This window comes from Roseovarius sp. CH_XMU1461 (assembly GCF_037027165.1).
GTDB lineage: Bacteria > Pseudomonadota > Alphaproteobacteria > Rhodobacterales > Rhodobacteraceae > Roseovarius > Roseovarius nubinhibens.
The window spans coordinates 167,941-188,293 of the sequence record NZ_JAYMDV010000002.1 but is presented as its reverse complement, the minus strand read 5'-3'; the positions used below and the strand labels follow the sequence as shown (position 1 = coordinate 188,293).

Below are 20,353 nucleotides of genomic sequence, written 5' to 3'. Positions count from 1 at the left end.
GTCGGGCCCTCCGATACAAGAGCCGCGCCCCAGATGCCAGTGCAGAGTTGCACAGCCCCTCTGCGGGGCTGGTACTGGGCTGCTGCAAGGTTGAAGGGTATCAGCCGAGGTTGGCGCGCACCCTTGCGGTGAAATCATCGCCACGCTGCTCGAAATTGTCGTATTGGTCAAAGCTCGCCGCCGCCGGGGCCAGCAGCACGCAATCGCCCGGTTCCGCCTCTTCCATGGCGCGGGCTACGGCGCGCTCCATCGTGGTGCAGATCTCGGTCTCGGTCTCGCCCAGATCGAGCGCGAAAGCCGCCGCCTCGCGGCCGATCACATAGGCCTTGACCACATTGGCCAGTCCCGGCGCGAGGCCCGCCAGACCGCCCTCTTTTTGCAAGCCGCCGCAGATCCAGCGGATGCGGCCATAGGCCATGAGGGCGCGCGCGGCGCTGTCGACATTGGTGGCCTTGCTGTCATTGACAAAGCTCACCCCATCCCGTTCGGCGATAAGCTGGCTGCGATGCGGCAAGCCGCCAAAGCTCGCAAATCCGGCCTCGATCACCCGGGGCGCGAGGCCGAGAGCGCGGCAGGCGGCATAGGCGGCGCAGGCGTTTTGATGGTTATGAGCACCGGGCAAGCCCTTGATCTCGCGCAGGTCAATAGATCCGGCCTGACGGCCCTTTCGGTATTCGCTCAGGAACCCTTTACGGGCAAAGACCTGCCAGCCGGGACCGGTGAGCTTGGTGCCGGACGAGATGCGGATCACTCGATCGTCGCTCGGCCCGACAGAGAGCTGGTTGGCGAGAAACCGGCCCTCGGCCTCGTCGACGCCGATCACCGCGCGATCAGGCCCGCCTTCGGAAAAGAGCCGCCGCTTGGCCGCGAAATAGCCGCCCATCCCGCCATGCCGGTCGAGATGATCGGGGCTCAGATTGGTGAAGACCGCCACATCGGGGGTGAGCGCGCGGGCGAGTTCGGTCTGATAGCTCGACAGTTCGAGCACCACCACGCCGCCATCCTCGGGCGGGTCGATATCGAGCACGCCGCGCCCGATATTGCCCGCAAGCTGCGAGGCGCGCCCGGCTTCGCTCAGCACATGGTGGATGAGCGCCGAGGTGGTCGATTTGCCGTTCGAGCCGGTGACCGCCACCACGCGCGGCGGCGTGTCAAATTCATCAAAGCCCTGCGCCGCGAAGGAGCGGAAGAAAAGCCCGATGTCATTGTCCACCGGCACGCCCGCCGCGAGGGCGGCGGCGATGACGCGGTTGGGTTCGGGATAGAGATGCGGGATGCCGGGGCTGGTGACCAGGAGCGCGATGTCGTCAAAGGCGCCTTGGCGGGACAGGTCGCTCACTTTGAACCCTTCGCCAGCGGCGATGTCGCGGGCCGCCTCATTGTCGTCCCAGCAGATCGGATGGGCACCGCCCTCGCGCAGGGCGCGGGCCGCCGAGAGACCTGAGCGGCCCAGCCCGAGGACTGCGATCCGCTGCTCTTCCACCCCGATGACTGGTATCATTGGCCACCTCTATTCCTTGATGATCTATCGCTACAGCGGGCGGGGCGGAAGGTCCAGTATGGACAAATCCGGGCCGAAATCGCCCTGTCGGTAGCCTGTCGGTATTGCGTCGGTAAGACGGCGGTGGGCGATGTCGCCCACGCGCCAGATTGGACCGCCTCTTTCGGCGCCTATGTGGACGCCGATTTGGGCAGGCGGATTACCGGACCTTGAGCGTCGCCAGTCCGATCAGCGCGAGGATCAGCGCCACGATCCAGAAGCGGATCACGATCTGCGGCTCGGACCAGCCCTTTTTCTCGTAATGGTGATGGATCGGGGCCATGAGAAACACCCGCTTGCCGGTGCGTTTGAAATAGAGCACCTGAATGATCACCGAGAGCGCCTCGACCACGAAGAGGCCGCCGATGATGGCGAGCACGATCTCGTGCTTGGTCACCACCGCGATGGCGCCGAGCGCGCCGCCGAGCGCGAGGCTGCCGGTGTCGCCCATGAAGACCGCGGCGGGCGGGGCGTTATACCACAAAAAGCCCAAGCCGCCGCCCACGAGACCCGCGACAAAGATCAAGATCTCGCCAGTGCCCGGCACGTAATGCACATCGAGATATTCGGTAAAGTCGACCCGCCCCACCGCATAGGCGATGACGCCGAGCGACACCGAGGCGATCATCACCGGCATGATGGCCAGCCCGTCGAGCCCGTCGGTGAGGTTCACCGCATTGGCCGAGCCGACGATCACGATCATCGCGAAGGGGATGAAGAACCAGCCGAGATTGAGCAGCACATCCTTGAACACCGGCAGCGCCAGCTGATGCTGCAGCGCCTCGGGGTGAAAGAGCGTCGCCACATAGGCGGCAACCGCCGAGATAAAGAAGCCGATGGCGAGGCGCACCTTGCCCGGCACGCCCTTGTGGTTGCCCTTGGAGACCTTGGCGTAATCGTCGGCAAAGCCGATGAGGCCAAAGCCCAGCGTGACCATCATCACCACCCAGACATAGGGGTTGTCGAGCCGCGCCCAGAGCAGCGTCGCGGTGAGCATCGCGCCGACGATCAGCAACCCGCCCATGGTCGGTGTGCCGGCCTTGGCGAAATGGGTCTCGGGGCCGTCTTCGCGGATCGGCTGGCCCTTGCCCTGGCGGCGGCGCAGCACGTTGATCAGCGGCGGGCCGAAGAGGAAGCCGAAGAACAGCGCCGTGAGAAAGGCCCCACCGGCCCGGAATGTGATGTAGCGAAACAGGTTAAAGAGATCGCCACCGTCAGACAGGGCAGTCAGCCAATAGAGCATTGTTCAATCGTCCTCGTTATTATTGGGACGTCGACGACGCCCGATATTGCGCAGGCTCTCGGCCACAAGGCTCACTCGGCTGCCCTTGGAACCCTTGACCAGAACCACGTCGCCCGCATCCACCAGATCGGGGAGTTCTGCAACCATTTCCTCGGCCATATCGGCCCAGGTGCCCCGCTGTGCGCGGGGAAGCGCCTGCCAAAGATGCCGCATCCGGGGTCCGACGCAATGCACCGTGTCGAGCTGAGCAATCAGCGGCCAGGTGGCGATATCGGTATGCACCGCGATCTCATTGGGGCCAAGTTCGAGCATATCGCCCAGAATGGCGATGCGCCGCCCGCGGGCGATGCGCCCGACATTGTCGCGCGGCGTGGCGGCAGCGAGCACTTCGAGCGCCGCCTCGAGCGAGGTCGGGTTGGCGTTGAACGCGTCATCGATGAGATCGAGCACCCAGCCCTGCCGGGCCTCGTCCATCACCACGTCTTCACGGGTGCCGCGCCCGGCGGGCGGCTGCCAGAGCGCCAGGTCCGGCGCGGCACGGCCCGCGTCGCCACCGAGCGCCGCCACGGCGGCCAGCGCCCCGAGCCCGTTCATCGCGAAATGCCGCCCCGCGCAGTCGAGCTTGAACAGCGCCGTCTCGCCCTGGATTTCGGCGCGGATCACCGTGCGGTCGCCGGTGATCTGCACCGTGTCGAGATGATAGTCGCGCGCCTTGGTGCCAAAGCGGCGGATGCTGGCCCCGGCGCGGGTCGCGGCCTCTTCGAGAATGGGGGTGGTGTCGAGATCGGCATTGACCACGGCGATGCCGCCCGGCTCCAGCCCTTCGAAAATCGCGGCCTTTTCGCGGGCGATGCCCTCGATATTCTCGAAGGCTTCGAGATGGGCGGCGGCGACGGTGGTGACCATCGCCACATGCGGCCGCGCCAGACGCGCCAAGGGCGCGATCTCGCCGGGGTGGTTCATGCCGATTTCGATCACCGCAAACTGGGTGTCGCGCGGCATCCGGGCCAGTGTCAGCGGCACGCCCCAATGGTTGTTATAGCTTGCCTCGGCGGCATGGGTGCGGCCCTGACGCGCCAGCACCGTGCGCAGCATTTCCTTGGTCGAGGTCTTGCCGACCGAGCCGGTGACGGCGACGACGCGGGCGTCGCTGCGGGCGCGGGCGGCGCGGCCCAGCGCCTCGAGTGCGGCCAGCACGTCCTCGACGATCAACAGCGGCGCATCGGCGGCGACGCCCTCGGGGATATGGCTCACCAGTGCGGCCCCTGCCCCTTTGCCCAAGGCTTGCGCCACGAAATCATGGCCATCGCGGGCGGCTTTGAGCGCCACGAAGAGATCGCCCTCGGCCAAAGTCCGGGTGTCGATGGAGACGCCGGAAACCTGCCAGTCGCTTTGCGCTGTGCCGCCGGTGGCCTCGGCCGCCTCTCGGGCGGTCCAAAGCGCGCTCATGCGAGCCTCCCGTCAAGGGCGGCGACGGCGACGCTTGCCTGTTCGCAATCGTCGAAGGGCAGCACATCGTCGCCGACGGTCTGCCCGGTCTCATGGCCCTTGCCGAGGATCAGCAGAGCATCCCCCGGCCCGAGCATATCGACGCCGCGCAGGATCGCCTCGGCCCGGTCGCCCATTTCGAGCGCCTCGGGACAGCCTTCGAGCACGGCGGCGCGGATCAGCGCCGGGTCTTCGCTGCGCGGGTTGTCATCGGTGACGATGACCTGATCGGCATGTTCGCCCGCCGCGCGGCCCATCAGCGGGCGCTTGCCCGCGTCGCGGTCGCCACCGGCGCCGACGATGGCGATGAGACGGCCCATCACATGCGGGCGCAGGGCGCGGATCGCGGTGCCGACCGCATCGGGCGTATGGGCGTAATCGACAAAGACCGCCGCGCCGTTTTCGCGGGTCGCGGCCAGTTCCATCCGGCCCCGCACCGTGCGCATCTGCGGCAAGGTGTCGAAGACGCGCGACGGGTCGGCCCCGGTGGCGATGGCGAGACCGGCGGCGAGCAGCAGGTTCTCGCCCTGAAACCCGCCGATGAGCGGCACGGTGGTCTGATAGGGGCGGCCTTCCCAGTCAAAGCGCATGGTCTGACCGGTGGTCTCGAACCGCTGGGCGCGCAGGATGAGATCGGCCTCGTCCTTGCGCCCGACGCAGAGGATGCCCTGCCCCCGGTGGCGGGCGATCTCGGCCATCTCGGCGCCGCGCGGATCGTCGATATTGATCACCGCCGTGCCATCCTCGGGCAGGACGCGGGCAAAGAGCCCGGCCTTGGCGTCGAAATATTCGTCAAAGCTCGCGTGGTAATCGAGGTGATCCTGGGTGAAATTGGTGAACCCCGCCGCGGCGAGCTGTACCCCGTCGAGACGGCGCTGGGCGAGCCCGTGGCTCGACGCTTCCATCGCGGCATGGGTGACGCCAGCCGCCTGACATTCGGCCAGGACGCGGTGCAGGGTGATCGGCTCCGGCGTGGTATGGGCGAGCGGCACCTGATAGGCGCCCTCGACCCCGGTGGTGCCGAGATTGACCGCCTCAAAGCCCAGTTCGGCCCAGATCTGCCGGGTAAAGCTCGCCACCGAGGTTTTGCCATTGGTGCCGGTGACGGCGATCATGCAGTCGGGCTGGCCGCCATACCAAAGCGCGGCGGCATAAGCGAGCGTCTGGCGCGGGTCTTCCGCCACCACCAGCGCCACCGCCGCCCCGTCGAGCAGATCGCGGGCCAGCGCCGCGCCCTCGGCATCGGTGAGCACGGCCGCCGCGCCGCGCTCGAGCGCGGTGGCAATAAAGCGCGCACCATGCACATTGGTGCCCGGCAAAGCGGCAAAGAGATGGCCCTCGCGGGTCTGTCGGCTGTCCACCGACAGGCCGGTGACAAGGGCCTGGGCACCGCCTTGGGCGGTCAGCCCCAACTCGGTCAAAGATTTACGCATGGCGTTCCCGCCCTCCACTGGCCGCTCAGTTCGATGTGAGCGTTATATCAGCCAATGGGGCGGGTTCAATCTCGGGTCTGAGGCCCAGCAGCGGCGCCACGCGGCCGATGATTTCGGCGGCGACCGGCACGGCGGTCCAGCCAGCGGTGCGGCGCGGTTCCTTGCCGGAGGTTTCCACCGGCTCATCCAGCGTCACCACCAGCACATATTTCGGGTCATGCGCCGGGAAGATCGTGGCGAAGGTCGCGATCACCTTGTCGTCGTAATAGCCGCCGGTGGGCTTGGGTTTGTCGGCGGTGCCGGTCTTGCCGCCCACCGCGTAGCCCGGCACCTCGCCCATGCTGGCGGTGCCTTCGCTGACCACTTTGCGCAGCATGTCACGCGCGGCGCGGGCGGATTTCTCGGACAAGACCCGGTGGCCCGGCTCGACACGCGGTTTGTGCAGGAGCGTGGGTTTGACATAGGTGCCGCCATTGGCAATCGCCGCATAGCCTGCGGCGAGGTGCAGCGGGCTCGACGAGAGGCCGTGACCATAGGAGATGGTCATGGTCGACAGCTCGTTCCAGCGCGCCGGCAGCAGCGGTTTGCCGCCCGCCGCCTCGATGATCTCGAACGGTGTCGGCTCGAAGAAGCCGAGCGATTTGAGGAACTCCTGCTGACGCGAGGCGCCGATCATCTGGGCGATGCGGGCGGTGCCGATGTTAGAGGATTTGACGATCACCGTGGTGGCGCTCAGCGACGAGCCGTAATTGCGAAAATCGCGGATGCTGAACCCGTCCTGGCGCAGCGGGCCCTTGGTGTCGATCATCGTCTCGGGGTTGATGAGCCCGAGGTCCATGGCCTGCGCCACGGTGAAGATCTTGAAGGTCGAGCCGAGTTCGTAGACGCCCTGCACCGCGCGGTTGAAGAGCGGGCTGTCGCTGGCATCGCCCGAGACCGCCGGGCGCGGCCGGTCGTTCGGGTCGAAATCGGGCAGCGAGGCAATGGAGATCACTTCGCCGGTGTGGACATCCATCAGCACCGCCGCCGCGCCCTTGGCGTTCATCAGGCGCATGCCGCCGTGGAGCACCTGTTCGATGGCGGATTGGATGGTGAGATCGATGGAGAGCTTGAGCGGCTCATGCCCCTGCGCCGGGTCGCGCAGACGGTCGTCGTAGAAACGCTCGATCCCGGCCACGCCGATCACCTCGGCGGCATGGACGCCCTCGCGGCCAAAGCTCGCGCCGCCGAGCACATGGGCGGCCAGCTTGCCATTGGGGTAGAGGCGCATTTCGCGCGGCCCAAAGAGCAGGCCCGGCTCGCCGATGTCATGCACGGCCTGGCGCTGTTCGGGGCTGATTTTCTTCTTGATCCACAGGAACTTGCGCTTGCCGGTGAAGTCGCGCATCAGCCGGTCCTGATCGAGATCGGGGAAGATCTTGACCAGCTCGCGCACGGCGCGTTCCGGTTCGATCATCTGCTGCGGCTGGGCATAGAGGCTGTGGGTGTCGAAATTGGTCGCAAGGATGCGGCCCTTGCGGTCGACGATATCGGCGCGCTGGGCGAGGATCGAGGCGCCGGCGGCGCTGGCGCGCGGCTCGGCCGGTTCGGACTGGGCCAGAACCGCCATCCGCCCGCCGATCACGATGAAGGCGCAAAAGAACATGGCCCCCATGACCAAAAGCCGCCCCTCGGCGCGGCGGCGGTCGCGGTCGCGCATCTCTTCGTGGCGCAGGCGGATGTTCTCGCGTTCGATGGCGTCGGGGTTTTCGCCCTGATGGCGGGCCTTGAGGATACGGGCCAGAGGCCGAAGCGGGGTGCGGATCATTCTACGCTCTCCTGTGCGGACACATCCACGGAATTGCTCAGATCAATCGGCAGGCCTTCGAGCGCGCCTGCAACCGGCGGGTAGGCCACCTGATCGACGCGGCCGAACTGATGCGGCTGCAGCGGCAAGAGGCCAAGACGTTCGTAATTCAGCTCGGCCAGATCGCGGAGCCGGTCGGGACGGTTGAGATAGGCCCATTCCGCCTTGAGCACGCGCAGCCGCTGGCGGGTGCCGGCAATCTGCGTTTCGAGCCGTTCGGCCCGGTCCTGCGCGGCCTGGGTCTCGTAATTCTCGCGGTAGGCCCAGAAGGCCAGCCCGACGACGATCAAGGCGCTGAGGATATAGAAGAAGCTGCGCATCAGCGGCGCCCTCCGAGCTGTGGCATCCCGATGGCGCGGCGGTCGAGCGGCGCGGGCGGCGCATCGGTGCGCGTGGCGACCCGGAGCCGCGCCGAGCGGGCGCGCGGATTGCGGTCGATCTCGGCCTCGCTGGCCGAGGTGGCCTTGCGGCTCACTTGGGTGAATTGCGGGGCGACCTCAATGGTCTCGGGGGCGTGGCGGCTGCCCCGCCCGGCGCCGCCGAGCCGCGACTGGATGAACCGTTTGACCATGCGGTCCTCGATGGAGTGAAAGGTCACCACCGCGAGCTTGCCACCGGGTTTCAGCGCGCGTTCCGCCGCCGCCAGACCTTGGGCCAATTCGCCATATTCATCATTCACCGCGATGCGCAGCGCCTGAAACGAGCGGGTCGCGGGATGGGCCTGACCGGGCTTGGGGCGCGGTAGGCATTTTTCAACGATTTCAGCGAGTTGCAACGTGGTCACGATGGCCGCCTCTTCGCGGGCGCGGACGATGGCGCGGGCGATGCGGCGGCTCGCGCGTTCCTCGCCATAGAGAAAGAGGATATCGGCCAGATCGCCCTCGTCGGCGCTGTTGACGATATGGGCGGCGGTCTCGCCCTCCTGGCTCATCCGCATGTCCAGCGGGCCGTCCTTCTGGAAGGAAAAGCCGCGCATCGGCTGATCGAGCTGCATCGAGGAGACACCGAGATCGAGCACCACCCCGTCGAGATCGGTGGCGTAGTCGTCCATCTTGGAGAACACGCCGCGCACCAGTTCGAGCCGGTCGCCATAATCCGCGCCCCATTGCGCGGCGAGATCATGGGCCAGCGGATCGCGGTCGACACCGATGACCTTGTCGGCCCCGGCAGCGAGAAGATAGCGGGTATAACCGCCCGCCCCGAGCGTCCCGTCGAGCCAAGTGCCAGTGACCGGGGCCACCTCGGCAATCAGCGGTTCGATCAAAACGGGAATATGGGGGTCGCGGTCAGAGGGGGGTGTGGCAGCAGGTGACATCCCTCACTCCTTTGCAGCGTTGTCCAGGAAAATCAGCGGATCGAAGTCATCGGGCAGCTCGTCGAGCCATTCCTCGGTCCGGGCCAGCTCTTCCGCCTCGTAGGTTTCGGGCTTCCAGATCTGGAACGTGTCACCGGCGGCGATAAAGAAGGCCTCATTGTCGAGATCGATCTTTTGCCGCAGCTTGGCGGGCAGCACAAGACGGCCGGTTTCATCGACCGTGGTGGGAAAGCTCTGACCGTGAAAGAGGCGTTGGAGCATCTTGCGCTCCATCGAGCCACGCGGCAGGGCGTCGATCTTGGCATCCACCTCCTCGATGGCTTCGATCGTATAGCATTCGAGGTAATTGCGGCGGTGATCGCCATAGACGATGACCAGCTCGGGCGTGTCGCCATCGCGCCAGTTCGGGTCGGACGCTTCCAGCACACGGCGAAACGAGGCCGGGATCGAGACCCTGCCCTTCGTATCTACCTTGTGATGGCTTTCGCCTCTGAACCTGCGGGCCACTTTGTCCTGTCCCTTGCGTGTTGCCTCCCGGAAACGAAACGACGGATAGAGCTGCTGCCACTGCCCTACCCGTCGCCCTCGTCCCGCTTGGCGGGGTGTCCAGCTGCGCGCGCCACCTGGGGGGATGTCTGCTCGCCCGCGCGCCGGATCTCTTCGTTTCTGATGAAGCGGGCGCCTGTATGAAACCTGACTTGGGAGTTTTGGTTGGGGTCTTGCTGCCCCTTGATCCCGTCCTCATCGTGTCTATAGGGATGCCATGGGAATTCATGGAGATCAACAAGTTTTTACGGGAAATCACCACAGGATGTTGTTCTCGAGGCCCTTAAAAAACAAGATGATGTGGCAGTTTTGGGAGATTTTGCACACAACCTAGCGGAAAGTGACTTGACCACACACAAGATATAGACAAGTCGCAGTGCCCAAATTTTTTCCCATATATTCCCGGGATTTCCGAGAATCTCAGTGAATCAAGGCCGCAGAGCCCGCTCTAGCAGCCCTTTCAGCCCGAGAAAACCCGGCAAATCACCCGGGGAACCCGCGATTTCCTGCCAAATCGCCCCAAGTGATTCGCAAATTGCCGCTCATCGGCCCATGAATTCCCGTGCCGCCCATGATGTCCCTGACATCCCGGCTGATCTGCGCCGATCCGGGCCTGATCCACGCCATCCCATGGCGTCCCAGCTGTCCCATGAGATCCCAGACCTCCCATGCGATCCCACCCACTGCATGCGAAAGGGGCGCGCCCGCTGGCACGCCCCTTCCCTGTCTTTGTCGATCCTTGTGGCCCTTTGTGGGCCCGCTGTGGGCCCTGCCCCGATCAGGCGTTGACGTCGACCACCACGCGGCCCTTGACCTGACCCTTGAGGATGTCGCGGCCAAGCCCCGGCAGATCCGAGAGCGTCGCGGGCTGCACCATCGCCTCGAGCTTGTCCATCGGCAGGTCGCGGGCGATGCGCTGCCAGGCGCGGACGCGGTTGTCATAGGGCTGCATCACGCTGTCGATGCCGAGAAGGTTCACGCCGCGCAGGATGAAGGGCGTGATGAGCGCGCCTTCGATGGCCGCGCCCCCCGCGAGGCCGATGGCCGCGACCGAGCTGCCATATTCCATCTGCTTGAGCACCCGGCCCAGCATGGCGCCCGCCACCGCATCGACGCAGCCGCCCCAGCGTTCGCCTTCGAGCGGTTTGCGCGTCACCTCTTCGAACTCTTCACGGCCAAGGATGTCGCTGGCCCCGAGATCGCGCAGGTAGTCGGCCTGTTCGGCGCGACCGGTGACCGCCGCCACCTTATGCCCGAGATTGGCGAGGATCGCGGTCGCCACGGACCCGACGCCGCCCGCAGCACCGGTGACCAGCACCGGCCCTGATTTGAGCCCCTGATCCTCGAGCGCCTGCACCGCGAGCATCGCGGTGAGACCGGCGGTGCCCACTGCCATCGCCTGCCGCGCATCGAGCCCCTCGGGCAGCGGCACCAGCCAATCGGCGCGCACCCGCGCCTTTTGCGCATAACCGCCCCAATGCGCCTCGCCCACACGCCAGCCGGTGAGCACCACCTTGTCGCCGGGCTTGTAGCGGTCGTCCGAGCTCTCCTCGACAGTGCCCGAGAAATCAATCCCCGGCACATGCGGGTAGTTGCGCACCAGCCCGCCGCCCGGCCCGATGCAGAGCCCGTCCTTGTAGTTCACGGTGGAATATTCCACCGCCACGGTCACCTCGCCCTGCGGCAGCTGCGCCAGATCGATCTCTTCCACCGCAGCAGATGTCTTGCCGCTCTCTTCGTCCTTGTTGACGACCAATGCCTTGAACATGTCTCTCTCCTCCATCTTATGTGAATGCCCTGACTGTATGTCTTGGGACTGCGGGGGCCGCGCCCCCGCCTGCCCCTGTCAGAGCCAGAATTTTTCCTGCACCACTGCGGCGCGCTCTTCGCCCTTGATATCGACCCGCAGCTCGGTGCCCGCGTCCCAATGGGTCATCCGCACCATGCCGATGGCCACGTTGGTGTTGAAATCGGGCGACCAGGCGGCCGAGGTCACCTGACCGACCCGCTTGTCCCCGGCATAGAGCGGCCAGACCCGGTCACAGCCCGGCACCGGATCGCCGGCGATGGCGATGGGGCGGATCTGTTGCACCGGGCCTTCCTTGGCCACCCGCAACAGCGCATCCCGGCCGATACAGCCGATGGCGGTATGGGTGTTGCAGAACTTGCCCAACCCGCATTCATGCGGCGTGTTGTCATCGGTCATGTCATTGCCATAGCTGAGCAGACCGCCCTCGACCCGCTCGATCCCGTTGGGACAGCCAGCGCGGACCTGCAAATCCTCGCCCGCCTTGAACAGCGCGTCCCAGAGCGGCATGCCGATGTCACCGCCCTCGACATAGATCTCGAACCCGCCCTGTTTGGAATAGCCCGAGCGCGCGATCACCATGTCGCGGCCTTCGAAATCAAAGACCCCATAGCGGAAGAAGCGGATGTCGCGCACCGCATCGCCAAAGACCCGCGCCATGAGCTCGTCCGATTTCGGCCCCTGTATGCCCAAGGGCGACACGTCCGGCTCATCCACCAACACATCGAGCCGATAGCCATTGGCCACGCCCTTGACCCAGAGCAGCAGATCGCTGTCGGCGATGGAGATCCACCACCGGTCTTCGGACAGCTTGACCGCCACCGGATCGTTGAGCATGCCGCCCGTCTCATCGACGATCGGCACGTAATAGCATTGACCAACGCCCATGCCGCGCAGATCGCGCGGGGTCAGCATCTGCATCAGCCGCGAGGCATCGGGGCCGCGCAGCTCGACCTGGCGTTCGCAGGCCACGTCCCAGACCTGCACATGTTTCTTGAGATGGTGGTAATCCGCCTGAACGCTTTCGAACACAGTCGGCAGCAGCATCCGGTTGTAGACGGTATAGGCGCTGACGCCTTGCGCCTCGACCCCATCGGAAAAGGGCGTGCGGCGCAGGCGGCGGGTCTGGGAAATCATGGCTGGGCTCATCGGCCAACATCCTCTGGCATGACAAAGAGATCGGTATCCCCGGGGCGCGCGCCCGCCGCCGTCAGCATGGCGTGGATTTGCCCCCGGTGATGGGTTTGGTGGTTGAAGAAATGCGCGACGCATAGGCCCAGAGCCCGTGTCACATCGCGCCCCAGAGTGCCGGAATACCAAGCGAGATCGCTGGCAAGTTCCGCCACCCCAAGCGCATGCGCCCAATCCAAAATGCGCGCATCCGTCTCGGCGCGCTGGGCTTTGAACGCCTCCCAATCGGCAAAGAGCGCGGCACTGCCGGTGACGCCGCAGGCCGGGGCCTCGCCCCCTTCAAAGCGCGACATCCAGGCCAGATCGGCCCAGAGCAGATGCGAAAACGTGCCCGTGATCGAGCCAAAGAACGCGCCGCGCTCTTCGGCCCGGGCTGCGGGCGACAGCGCCTCGGCCGCCGCCACAAGAGTCTGGTTTTGCCAGAGGTTGTAGCGCGCCATCAGTTGGCAATAGTCTGGGGTGACGATCATGGCGTCCACTCCTGCCGGGGCCCCGGCCCTAGCGTTTGGTCGGGCCGGACCAGTCGATCGGGCAGATTTCCGCGGATTTGCCGCCGAAATCCCAGACCCGGCCATAATCGCGCACACGGCTCTTCTTGCCCTTGGCGGCGATGATGTCGGGACCCATCCAATATTGCGAATTGGTGATGGTCACCGGCTGATCGGGGCTGGCGCCGTCGATCATCTCGATCTCGCCCTGGATCTTGCGGCCGATCTGGATGGCGCGGGTCTTGCCTTCGCGCTGGATCGACACCGGCAGCCGTTCGACGCCGATGATTTCCGACACGAGCATGGTAAAGAGGCCGGTGGTGCCGCCCGCCTTGCCCGAAAAGATCGCGCAGATCGCGTCAAACGCCGCGTCGCTGGCGCGTTCGTCAACATAGAGCGCGACCTTCCAATTGCCCTCGCCCATGCGGCCCGGGATATCGGCGAGAATGCCGACATTGAGGTTCGACAGGTCTTCGCCGTCAAAGCTGCCCTCGTCGATGGCGATGGCCATCCAGGCGTGGCAATGGCCCTCGGTAGGCGGGTGCTGGCCGAGGCTCACCACGCAGGGGCAGAAGACTTCGCAGCTACAATTGAGGAACAACTCACCCTTGATCGCCCATTCCGGTGCGGTTTTCGTCTCACTCATCCTTTATCCTCCCAGGACATGCGGCGCGACCAGCCAGACCAGCCCGCCAAGTATCAGCAACACCCCAAATGGCCGCGCCACCGCGTGACCGATCTGAGGCAGTTTCTCCAAAATCATGTAAATCGTGGCGAGCCCCATCCAGGCGAGGTTCATCACCCCACCGGCAAAGCCCAGCACCATCAAGGGCCAGCAGCAGCCGACGCAATAGGCGCCAAGCCCCAGCCCCATGCGCAGCCCGCCGAGCCCGCCGGCGCGCCAATGGCCGAGGAAATACATCATCGGGCTGTGGCAGACGCCGTGGCAGATCTCCTTGAGCCGGGTGAACTGGTAAAGCCCCGCCCCGATCAGCAAGAGCGCGCCGATCCAGGGCGCGCGCGCGATGCCCAGCATGTCGATCACCCCACCGTAGAGAAGCGCTAGCTGCGCCCCGGTGATCAGCCCGGCAAAGCCCACCCAGATGAGGAAATACCCCGCCAAGACGCCGAGAAACCCGGCGCGGCTGCCATTGGCCGAGGCGATCAGATCCTCATAGCTGCGCAAGGTCGGCACCAAGGTCGGCAGCATCATCGCCGCCATCATGATCGCCCACATGGCAAAGAGCGGGCCGAAGTTCGCCATCGGCATATACATCGGCATGCGCGGGTCCATCTGGCGCATCCGCTCGCCCATCGCGCCGGGGCGGCCCAGCAGGTCGAGATCCATCTGCATCGCCATCGCATACATCGCATACCACGCCGCGAGGATCGCCGCGAAAAAGCCCAGCCAAGCCAGGTTGCGCAGGGGTATGGTCAGAATTCCGTGCATCGCGTATGTCCTAGACTCACCTCGGCACTCAAAATGTCAGACAATTGCGGACGGCACAAATGAAAATTGATCCGGACAAGAAAATCGACCTCTCGGCTCAGATCGCCAATGCCATTCGCGATGCCATCGTATCGGGGGATATGATCGTCGACGAACGGCTGCCCTCTGAGGCCGAGCTCTCGGATCAGTTTCAGGTGTCGCGGCCGACGGTGCGCGAAGCGCTCAAACGGCTGGCGGCGCAATCGCTCATTCGGACGCAGCGGGGGGCGACCGGCGGCGCCTTCGTCAACCGGCTGCGCTATGAAGAGGCCTATGGTCAGCAGGTCACCACCTCGACGCTGCTTCTGTCGATGAATGAGGTGAGTTTCGATGTGGCCTGCGAGGCGCGCTATGCGCTGGAGCGGGCCTGTGCGCCGCTCTCGGCCGAACGGCGCAGCCCCGATCACCTCGCCACGATGCGCGCCGAGATCCACCGCCAGGCCCAGCCCGGCCTCTCCGATGAGAGCTTCTGCGCTTCGGATGTGACCTTTCACCGGGCGCTGGTCGATGGCGCGGGCAACCCGGTGCTGAGCTATCAACTCGCCGGGGCGGTCGAGGCGATGCAGCCCCTGATGAACATGATCACCTTCACCGCCCGGTCGCGCGAAGCCATTGTCGGGCTGCACACGCGGATTGCCGATGCGCTCGAGGCGCATGATGCGGACGGGGCGGATCAGGCGCTGGTCGAGCTCGAGGCCTATACGCTCACCCTTGGCCGCGATGTCATGGCGGCGCGCGCCAAAGGCTGACGCCGTTTCCCTCAAAGGGAAACGGGACGAAATCCTTTCAGGATTTCGGAAACTCGAGCCGCTCGCCCGAGCCGAGCATCGCCCGCTGCATGGGGATGTCCCAAGGCTGCGGAAAGATCGTCTTGATCCGGCAATCGGAAAAGCCCACGCCGACCACTTCGGCCGCGAGCCCGGCCAGGGTCCGGTCGTAATAGCCGCCGCCATTGCCGAGCCGATAGCCCGCCCCGTCGAGCCCCAGCAGTGGTGCTATGACGAGATCGGGCGTGATCGGCGCACCTGTCTCGGGCACCGGGATGTTCCAATGACCGCGCGTCATGGCCACACCGGGCCGCCAGCGGCGAAAGATCAGGGCGGCGTCTTTTTCCACCACCACGGGCAAGAGCATCTCGGCCCCGGCCCGGTCGGCCTCGGCCATCCAGTCGCGCAGATCGGGCTCGGCCCGGATCGGCCAGAAGACCGCGATGCGCCGCCCGGCAAGCGGGCCGAGCATTTCACCAAGCCCCGCCATGATCCGCGCCGATTGCGTCCGCAGCCCCGCGACCCCCAGCGCCTTGCGTGCCGCATAAAGCCGCGCGCGTTCGGCCCGGCGAAACCGGGCGACATCGCGCCATGTCTCTGGGTCGACCGGGTGACCGCCGATCAGCTCATGCTGAAAACAGGGCGGCGCACCGGGTCGGTCATCATCCTCTGCCATGGGCGCCAGCGAAGCACAGCCCGCCTGCCCCGGCAAGCGATCAGTCTTCGGGGCCCGCATCGGGGTCGGCCTGACCGACCCCTTTGAAGATGAATTTGAACGGCAGCGCCCAGACAATGCCGAGCGCCACGAAAACCACCAGTTCGGTCAGCGCCGGCAGCACCGGGTAGCGCCCGCGCAGCCAATCGGTGAGCGTCACCGCCAGCACGATATAGAGCGGCAGCCCGATCAGCAGGATGACCAAGGCCCAGCGCCGCCGCGCCTTGTAGCTCAGACCGGGTGCCTTGCCCATCGGATCAATCCGCGAAGGGATCGGTGACGAGGATCGTGTCCTCGCGCTCGGGGCTGGTCGAGAGAAGCGCCACCGGACATTCGATGAGCTCTTCGACGCGGCGCACATATTTGATCGCATTGGCGGGCAGATCGGCCCAGCTGCGCGCGCCTTCGGTCGATTCGCTCCAACCCGGCATTTCCTCATAGATCGGCTGACAGCGCGCCTGCTCTTCGGCGGCGGTCGGCAGATAGTCGAGCCGCTTGCCGTCGAGATCATAGCCGACGCAGATCTTGAGCGTCTCGAACCCGTCGAGCACGTCGAGCTTGGTCAGCGAGATGCCGGTGACACCCGAGGTGGCGCAGGTCTGACGCACCAGAGCGGCATCGAACCAGCCACAGCGGCGCTTGCGCCCGGTGACGGTGCCGAACTCATGGCCACGGGTGCCGAGACGGTTGCCATCCTCATCGTCGAGCTCGGTCGGGAACGGGCCTTCGCCCACGCGGGTGGTGTAGGCCTTGACGATGCCCAGCACGTAATCGATCGAGCCCGGGCCGACGCCGACGCCTGTGGCGGCCTGACCGGCGATCACATTGGACGAGGTGACAAAGGGATAGGTGCCGAAATCAATGTCGAGCAGCGCGCCCTGCGCCCCTTCAAAGAGGATACGCTCGCCCTTTTTCTTGCGCTCGTTGAGCACTTTCCACACCGGTGCGGCATAGGGCAGGATCTCTTTGGCGATCTCCTTGAGCTGCGCGATGAGCCCGTCGCGGTCCACCGGCTCGATGCCGAGGCCGCGGCGCAAGGGATCATGGTGCTGCAGCGCGCGGTCGACCCGCGCCTCGAGCGTGGCGTCATCGGCGAGATCGGCGACGCGCACCGCACGACGGCCGACCTTGTCCTCATAGGCCGGGCCGATGCCGCGACCGGTGGTGCCGATCTTGGTGCCCTTGCTGGCCGCTTCTTCGCGGGCGCGGTCAAGCTCGCCATGGATCGGCAGGATGAGCGGCGTGTTCTCGGCGATCATCAGCGTCTCGGGCGTGATCTCGACGCCCTGCTCGCGGATCTTGGCGATCTCGGCCACGAGATGCCACGGATCGAGCACCACGCCATTGCCAATGACCGACAGCTTGCCGCCGCGCACCACACCCGAGGGCAGCGCGTTGAGCTTGTAGACCTTGCCGTCGATGACAAGCGTATGGCCGGCGTTATGCCCGCCCTGAAACCGGGCGATCACATCGGCCCGCTCGCTGAGCCAATCGACGATCTTGCCTTTTCCCTCGTCACCCCATTGGGCGCCCACGACGACAACATTTGCCATGGTGATCCTTTCCGGACATCCATTTCTGTAAAACCGGCTCCCCTATACCGGGCCAAGGGGGCCAGTGGAACCGCTAATTCAGAGAAAGCCGTGGCAAACTGTCCAAGCACGGGCGCCGCCACGCCAGACGGGCCATCCGCGCGCCGGGCAAAAGGCTGGACATGATCTGCCGCCTGTCCCACTCTCAACTCCGATTCAGCCCGACCCAAGACGGAGAGCTCTCGCATGGCAGGCTTTTTTCTACGCTGGTTTTTGGCCTTTGCGCTTCTGGCGGTGACGTTCAATCCAACGGGCTATAGCTATCTCGGCTGGGCGCGCGACAATCTAAACGCGGAATTGCCGATGGTGGTGCTGGGCGGACTGCTGCTCTTGGTGGGCTACATCATCTATCTGCGCGCCACGCTGCGCTCGATCGGGGGTTTCGGCATGCTCCTGGTGCTGGCGATTGCCGGGGCGCTGGTCTGGGTGCTCTATGATCTCGGGCTTTTGCGGCTCGAGGAAGGCGCGGCGCGTATCTGGCTCGGGCTCGGCATCCTGTCCTTGGTGCTCGGCATTGGCCTCAGCTGGAGCCATGTGCGCCGCCGGATCAGCGGTCAATCCGACATGGATGATGTGAGTGCTTGACCGATGCCCTGTCTTTGGGTGTTAATCCATATGTGTACATACGGAGATTTATAAAGGGTTAGGCGATAATCCGCACGTTTTGAAAGGGGACTTACGGAACTCCGCCACATTTAATCATTTGTTAATGTGTTCCTCCGAATTTGCCGGCTCTAGCCTGAGGAAACCCATGCCAAAGACCTTTGACGAAACCCTGTCTCGACCGCCTTCGGGTGGCATCGCCCAAGTGGCGCCCGACGGGCGTTTCCAATCGGTGTCGGTGCAGCTGGCGCATTTTCTCGGCTATAGTGTCGAGGCGCTCATCGGCAAGGGCATCGATGAGATCACCCACACGACCGACCATTTGCGCGAATGCGCCCAGCTCGAGCTTTTGCAGGCGCGCGGCGCGGGCAAGTTCAGCCTGCTCAAACGGTTTCGACATCCTGAACGCGGGCTGGTCTGGGCTGAACAGCTCGTGCTGCTCATGCCGCAGGTGGAGGGACGCCCGCCGGTGTTCGAGGTCCATGTCCGCGAACCCATGGTCAGCGACCAGACCCTGAACGAGCTGCACCGCCGCGCCTTTCGCGATCCGCTCACCGGGCTCCTGAACCGGGCGTCGATCTCGGAACAGATCGACAGCGCGATCATGGCCGGAAACCGGCTCGGGCGGAGCTTTGCGCTTTTGCTGCTCGACATCGACGGGTTCAAGCAGGTCAATGACACCCATGGCCATCTCGCCGGGGATGCGGTGATGCAACAGCTCGGGCGGCGGCTCAATGCGACGATGATCGAACGCGATCTCACCGGGCGGCTTGGCGGTGACGAATTCGTCATCCTGCTGCGCAGCGCCACCGATGATTTCGCGCTCAAGCGTGGGCAACGGCAGGTGCTGCGCTGCTTTGATGCGCCTTTCACCCTGCCCAAGGGCGGCCAGGCCGACAAGATCGCGCTGGGCGCGAGCCTTGGCATGGCGGCCTTTCCGCGGGATGGCTGTACGGTGACCGGGCTGCTTACCCGGGCCGATCACCGCATGTATGAAGAAAAGCGCAGCCGCCTCAGCGCCTGAGGCGACCGCCCGGGATCAGCCCTGCCGCGGCAGCCGCTGCTCCACCAGCTCCGCCCACCAGCTACAGCCGGCGGGAATCACCGCATCATTGAAATCATATTCCGCGTTATGAACCATGGCCGTGTCGCCATTGCCGACGAGGATATAGGCGCCGGGCCGCTCTTCGAGCATGAAGGCGAAATCCTCGCCGCCCATGACCAGAGGCGCGGTGTCGCATTGGCCGCTGATCGCCCGCGCCGCGCCTGCCGCATGATCGGTCTCGGCGGGATGGTTGACCATCACCGGATAGTTCCGCTCATAGCGCACCCGCGCCTCGGCCCCAAACCCCTGTGCCGTGGACTGTGCCAGCGCGGTGATCCGGCTCTCGGCAAGGTCGCGCAATGCCGGCGACATGGTGCGCACCGTGCCGCGCAGGGTGACGCTGTCGGGGATCACGTTGAACGCATTGGAGGAGGTGGCGACCGAAGTGACCGAAACCACGAGCTGTTCGGTCGGATCGGCATTGCGCGCGGCCACCGTCTGCAGCGCCATGATGAGCTGGCTCGAGATCACCACCGGGTCGATCGTGTCATGCGGTTTCGCCGCATGGCCGCCACGACCCAGGATCTCGATCTCGATGAGGTCTGTGGCGGCAAAAAAATTGCCGGGCCGGATGGCGAATGTCCCCTCGGGCACGCCGGGCCAATTGTGCATCCCATAGACCTCTTCGATGCCGAACCGCTCCATCAGCCCGTCTTCGCACATCTCGCGCCCGCCGCCGCCGCCCTCTTCGGCGGGCTGAAAGATCACCACGCAAGTGCCGGAAAAATCGCGCGTTTCGCAGAGGTATTTCGCGGCCCCCAGCAGCATCGCCGTATGCCCGTCATGGCCGCAGGCATGCATGACGCCGGGGGTCTTGCTCGCATAGGGCACGCCGGTCGCCTCGGGGATCGGCAGCGCATCCATATCGGCGCGCAGCCCGATGGTGCGCGCGTCATTTCCGGGCTGAGCGCCCTGCCCCCGGATCACGCCGACAACGCCGGTGCGCCCGATGCCTTCGACCACCTCGTCACAGCCAAAATCGCGCAGCTTTTCCGCCACCAGCGCCGCAGTGCGATGGGTGTCGAAGAGAAGCTCGGGATGGGCGTGAATGTCGCGTCGCCAGTCGGTGATTTCGGCGTGATGCGCGGTGAAGAAGGGTTTGACGGGCATGGGAGGTCCTTGGGCCAAGGGGGGGGATTCGTCGCGCAGCTTAGCCCCGATTGCCCCCGGCTGAACAGCCGTGCC

At 65.4% G+C, this 20,353-nt stretch carries 20 protein-coding genes; 3 read left to right on the top strand and 17 right to left on the bottom strand.

What is annotated here, in order from left to right:
• Window positions 1-100 precede the first annotated feature (100 nt).
• The 13 genes from murD to WA237_RS06240 all read right to left on the bottom strand — a co-directional run bounded on the left by murD (window position 101) and on the right by WA237_RS06240 (window position 14,347).
• On the bottom strand, window positions 101-1,501 hold the full coding sequence (murD, locus tag WA237_RS06300) for a UDP-N-acetylmuramoyl-L-alanine--D-glutamate ligase (protein ID WP_336097062.1): 1,401 nt from the start codon (window positions 1,499-1,501) through the stop codon (window positions 101-103).
• Window positions 1,502-1,700: 199 nt separating this feature from the next.
• Entirely contained in the window at window positions 1,701-2,783 is a 1,083-nt protein-coding gene (gene mraY, locus WA237_RS06295) for a phospho-N-acetylmuramoyl-pentapeptide-transferase (protein WP_009812056.1), read from the bottom strand.
• A gap of 3 nt (window positions 2,784-2,786) precedes the next feature.
• Entirely contained in the window at window positions 2,787-4,232 is a 1,446-nt protein-coding gene (locus tag WA237_RS06290; RefSeq protein WP_336097061.1) for a UDP-N-acetylmuramoyl-tripeptide--D-alanyl-D-alanine ligase, read from the bottom strand.
• A complete protein-coding gene (locus tag WA237_RS06285; RefSeq protein ID WP_336097060.1) occupies window positions 4,229-5,704 on the bottom strand; it encodes a UDP-N-acetylmuramoyl-L-alanyl-D-glutamate--2,6-diaminopimelate ligase in 1,476 nt (491 codons plus the stop codon). The genes WA237_RS06290 and WA237_RS06285 overlap by 4 nt, the downstream gene beginning before the upstream one ends.
• 25 nt (window positions 5,705-5,729) lie before the next feature.
• Entirely contained in the window at window positions 5,730-7,511 is a 1,782-nt protein-coding gene (locus WA237_RS06280) for a peptidoglycan D,D-transpeptidase FtsI family protein (RefSeq protein ID WP_336097059.1), read from the bottom strand.
• Window positions 7,508-7,870, bottom strand: a complete 363-nt coding sequence (gene ftsL / locus WA237_RS06275) for a cell division protein FtsL (RefSeq protein WP_009812060.1) — start codon at window positions 7,868-7,870, stop codon at window positions 7,508-7,510. Before ftsL ends, WA237_RS06280 begins: the two co-directional genes overlap by 4 nt.
• Window positions 7,870-8,865 carry a 16S rRNA (cytosine(1402)-N(4))-methyltransferase RsmH gene (gene rsmH, locus WA237_RS06270; RefSeq protein WP_336097058.1) on the bottom strand — a complete coding sequence of 332 codons (996 nt, stop codon included), beginning with the start codon at window positions 8,863-8,865 and terminating at the stop codon, window positions 7,870-7,872. The genes ftsL and rsmH overlap by 1 nt, the downstream gene beginning before the upstream one ends.
• 3 nt (window positions 8,866-8,868) lie before the next feature.
• Window positions 8,869-9,372, bottom strand: coding sequence for a division/cell wall cluster transcriptional repressor MraZ (gene mraZ, locus WA237_RS06265; protein WP_050754085.1), 504 nt, complete (start codon window positions 9,370-9,372; stop codon window positions 8,869-8,871).
• Window positions 9,373-10,189: 817 nt separating this feature from the next.
• Window positions 10,190-11,179 (bottom strand): acryloyl-CoA reductase, encoded by a 990-nt coding sequence (gene acuI, locus WA237_RS06260; RefSeq protein ID WP_216016891.1) that lies wholly within the window; start codon window positions 11,177-11,179, stop codon window positions 10,190-10,192.
• Window positions 11,180-11,257: 78 nt separating this feature from the next.
• The gene (locus tag WA237_RS06255) at window positions 11,258-12,367 is read right to left on the bottom strand and encodes a dimethylsulfoniopropionate demethylase (RefSeq protein WP_216016890.1); all 1,110 of its coding nucleotides are present in this window, start codon (window positions 12,365-12,367) and stop codon (window positions 11,258-11,260) included.
• On the bottom strand, window positions 12,364-12,879 hold the full coding sequence (locus tag WA237_RS06250) for a DinB family protein (protein ID WP_336097057.1): 516 nt from the start codon (window positions 12,877-12,879) through the stop codon (window positions 12,364-12,366). Before WA237_RS06250 ends, WA237_RS06255 begins: the two co-directional genes overlap by 4 nt.
• Before the next feature lie 28 nt (window positions 12,880-12,907).
• Complete coding sequence (locus tag WA237_RS06245; protein WP_336097056.1) at window positions 12,908-13,543, bottom strand: DUF1326 domain-containing protein; 636 nt, start codon at window positions 13,541-13,543, stop codon at window positions 12,908-12,910.
• Between the two features lie 3 nt (window positions 13,544-13,546).
• Window positions 13,547-14,347, bottom strand: coding sequence for a DUF2182 domain-containing protein (locus WA237_RS06240; protein WP_009812067.1), 801 nt, complete (start codon window positions 14,345-14,347; stop codon window positions 13,547-13,549).
• Between the two features lie 59 nt (window positions 14,348-14,406).
• On the opposite strand from WA237_RS06240, the gene WA237_RS06235 reads away from it, so the two are divergent.
• A complete protein-coding gene (locus tag WA237_RS06235; RefSeq protein WP_336097055.1) occupies window positions 14,407-15,135 on the top strand; it encodes a FadR/GntR family transcriptional regulator in 729 nt (242 codons plus the stop codon).
• A gap of 37 nt (window positions 15,136-15,172) precedes the next feature.
• Here the strand turns inward: WA237_RS06235 and WA237_RS06230 are convergent, their stop codons facing one another.
• The 3 genes from WA237_RS06230 to WA237_RS06220 are packed head-to-tail and all read right to left on the bottom strand — an operon-like array spanning window position 15,173 to window position 17,421.
• Complete coding sequence (locus tag WA237_RS06230; RefSeq protein ID WP_336097054.1) at window positions 15,173-15,829, bottom strand: 5-formyltetrahydrofolate cyclo-ligase; 657 nt, start codon at window positions 15,827-15,829, stop codon at window positions 15,173-15,175.
• A 40-nt stretch (window positions 15,830-15,869) separates the two neighbouring features.
• Window positions 15,870-16,121: a DUF2842 domain-containing protein gene (locus tag WA237_RS06225; protein ID WP_009812070.1), complete on the bottom strand. Its 252-nt coding sequence runs from the start codon at window positions 16,119-16,121 to the stop codon at window positions 15,870-15,872.
• A gap of 4 nt (window positions 16,122-16,125) precedes the next feature.
• Entirely contained in the window at window positions 16,126-17,421 is a 1,296-nt protein-coding gene (locus WA237_RS06220) for an adenylosuccinate synthase (protein WP_009812071.1), read from the bottom strand.
• Between the two features lie 225 nt (window positions 17,422-17,646).
• Between WA237_RS06220 and WA237_RS06215 the strand changes: the two genes are divergently transcribed.
• Window positions 17,647-18,045: a DUF6524 family protein gene (locus WA237_RS06215; protein ID WP_336097053.1), complete on the top strand. Its 399-nt coding sequence runs from the start codon at window positions 17,647-17,649 to the stop codon at window positions 18,043-18,045.
• Window positions 18,046-18,211: 166 nt separating this feature from the next.
• Window positions 18,212-19,087 carry a GGDEF domain-containing protein gene (locus WA237_RS06210; protein WP_336097052.1) on the top strand — a complete coding sequence of 292 codons (876 nt, stop codon included), beginning with the start codon at window positions 18,212-18,214 and terminating at the stop codon, window positions 19,085-19,087.
• Between the two features lie 15 nt (window positions 19,088-19,102).
• Here WA237_RS06210 and WA237_RS06205 read toward each other — a convergent pair whose 3' ends face one another.
• Window positions 19,103-20,278, bottom strand: a complete 1,176-nt coding sequence (locus WA237_RS06205) for a M20 aminoacylase family protein (RefSeq protein ID WP_336097051.1) — start codon at window positions 20,276-20,278, stop codon at window positions 19,103-19,105.
• Window positions 20,279-20,353 lie beyond the last annotated feature (75 nt).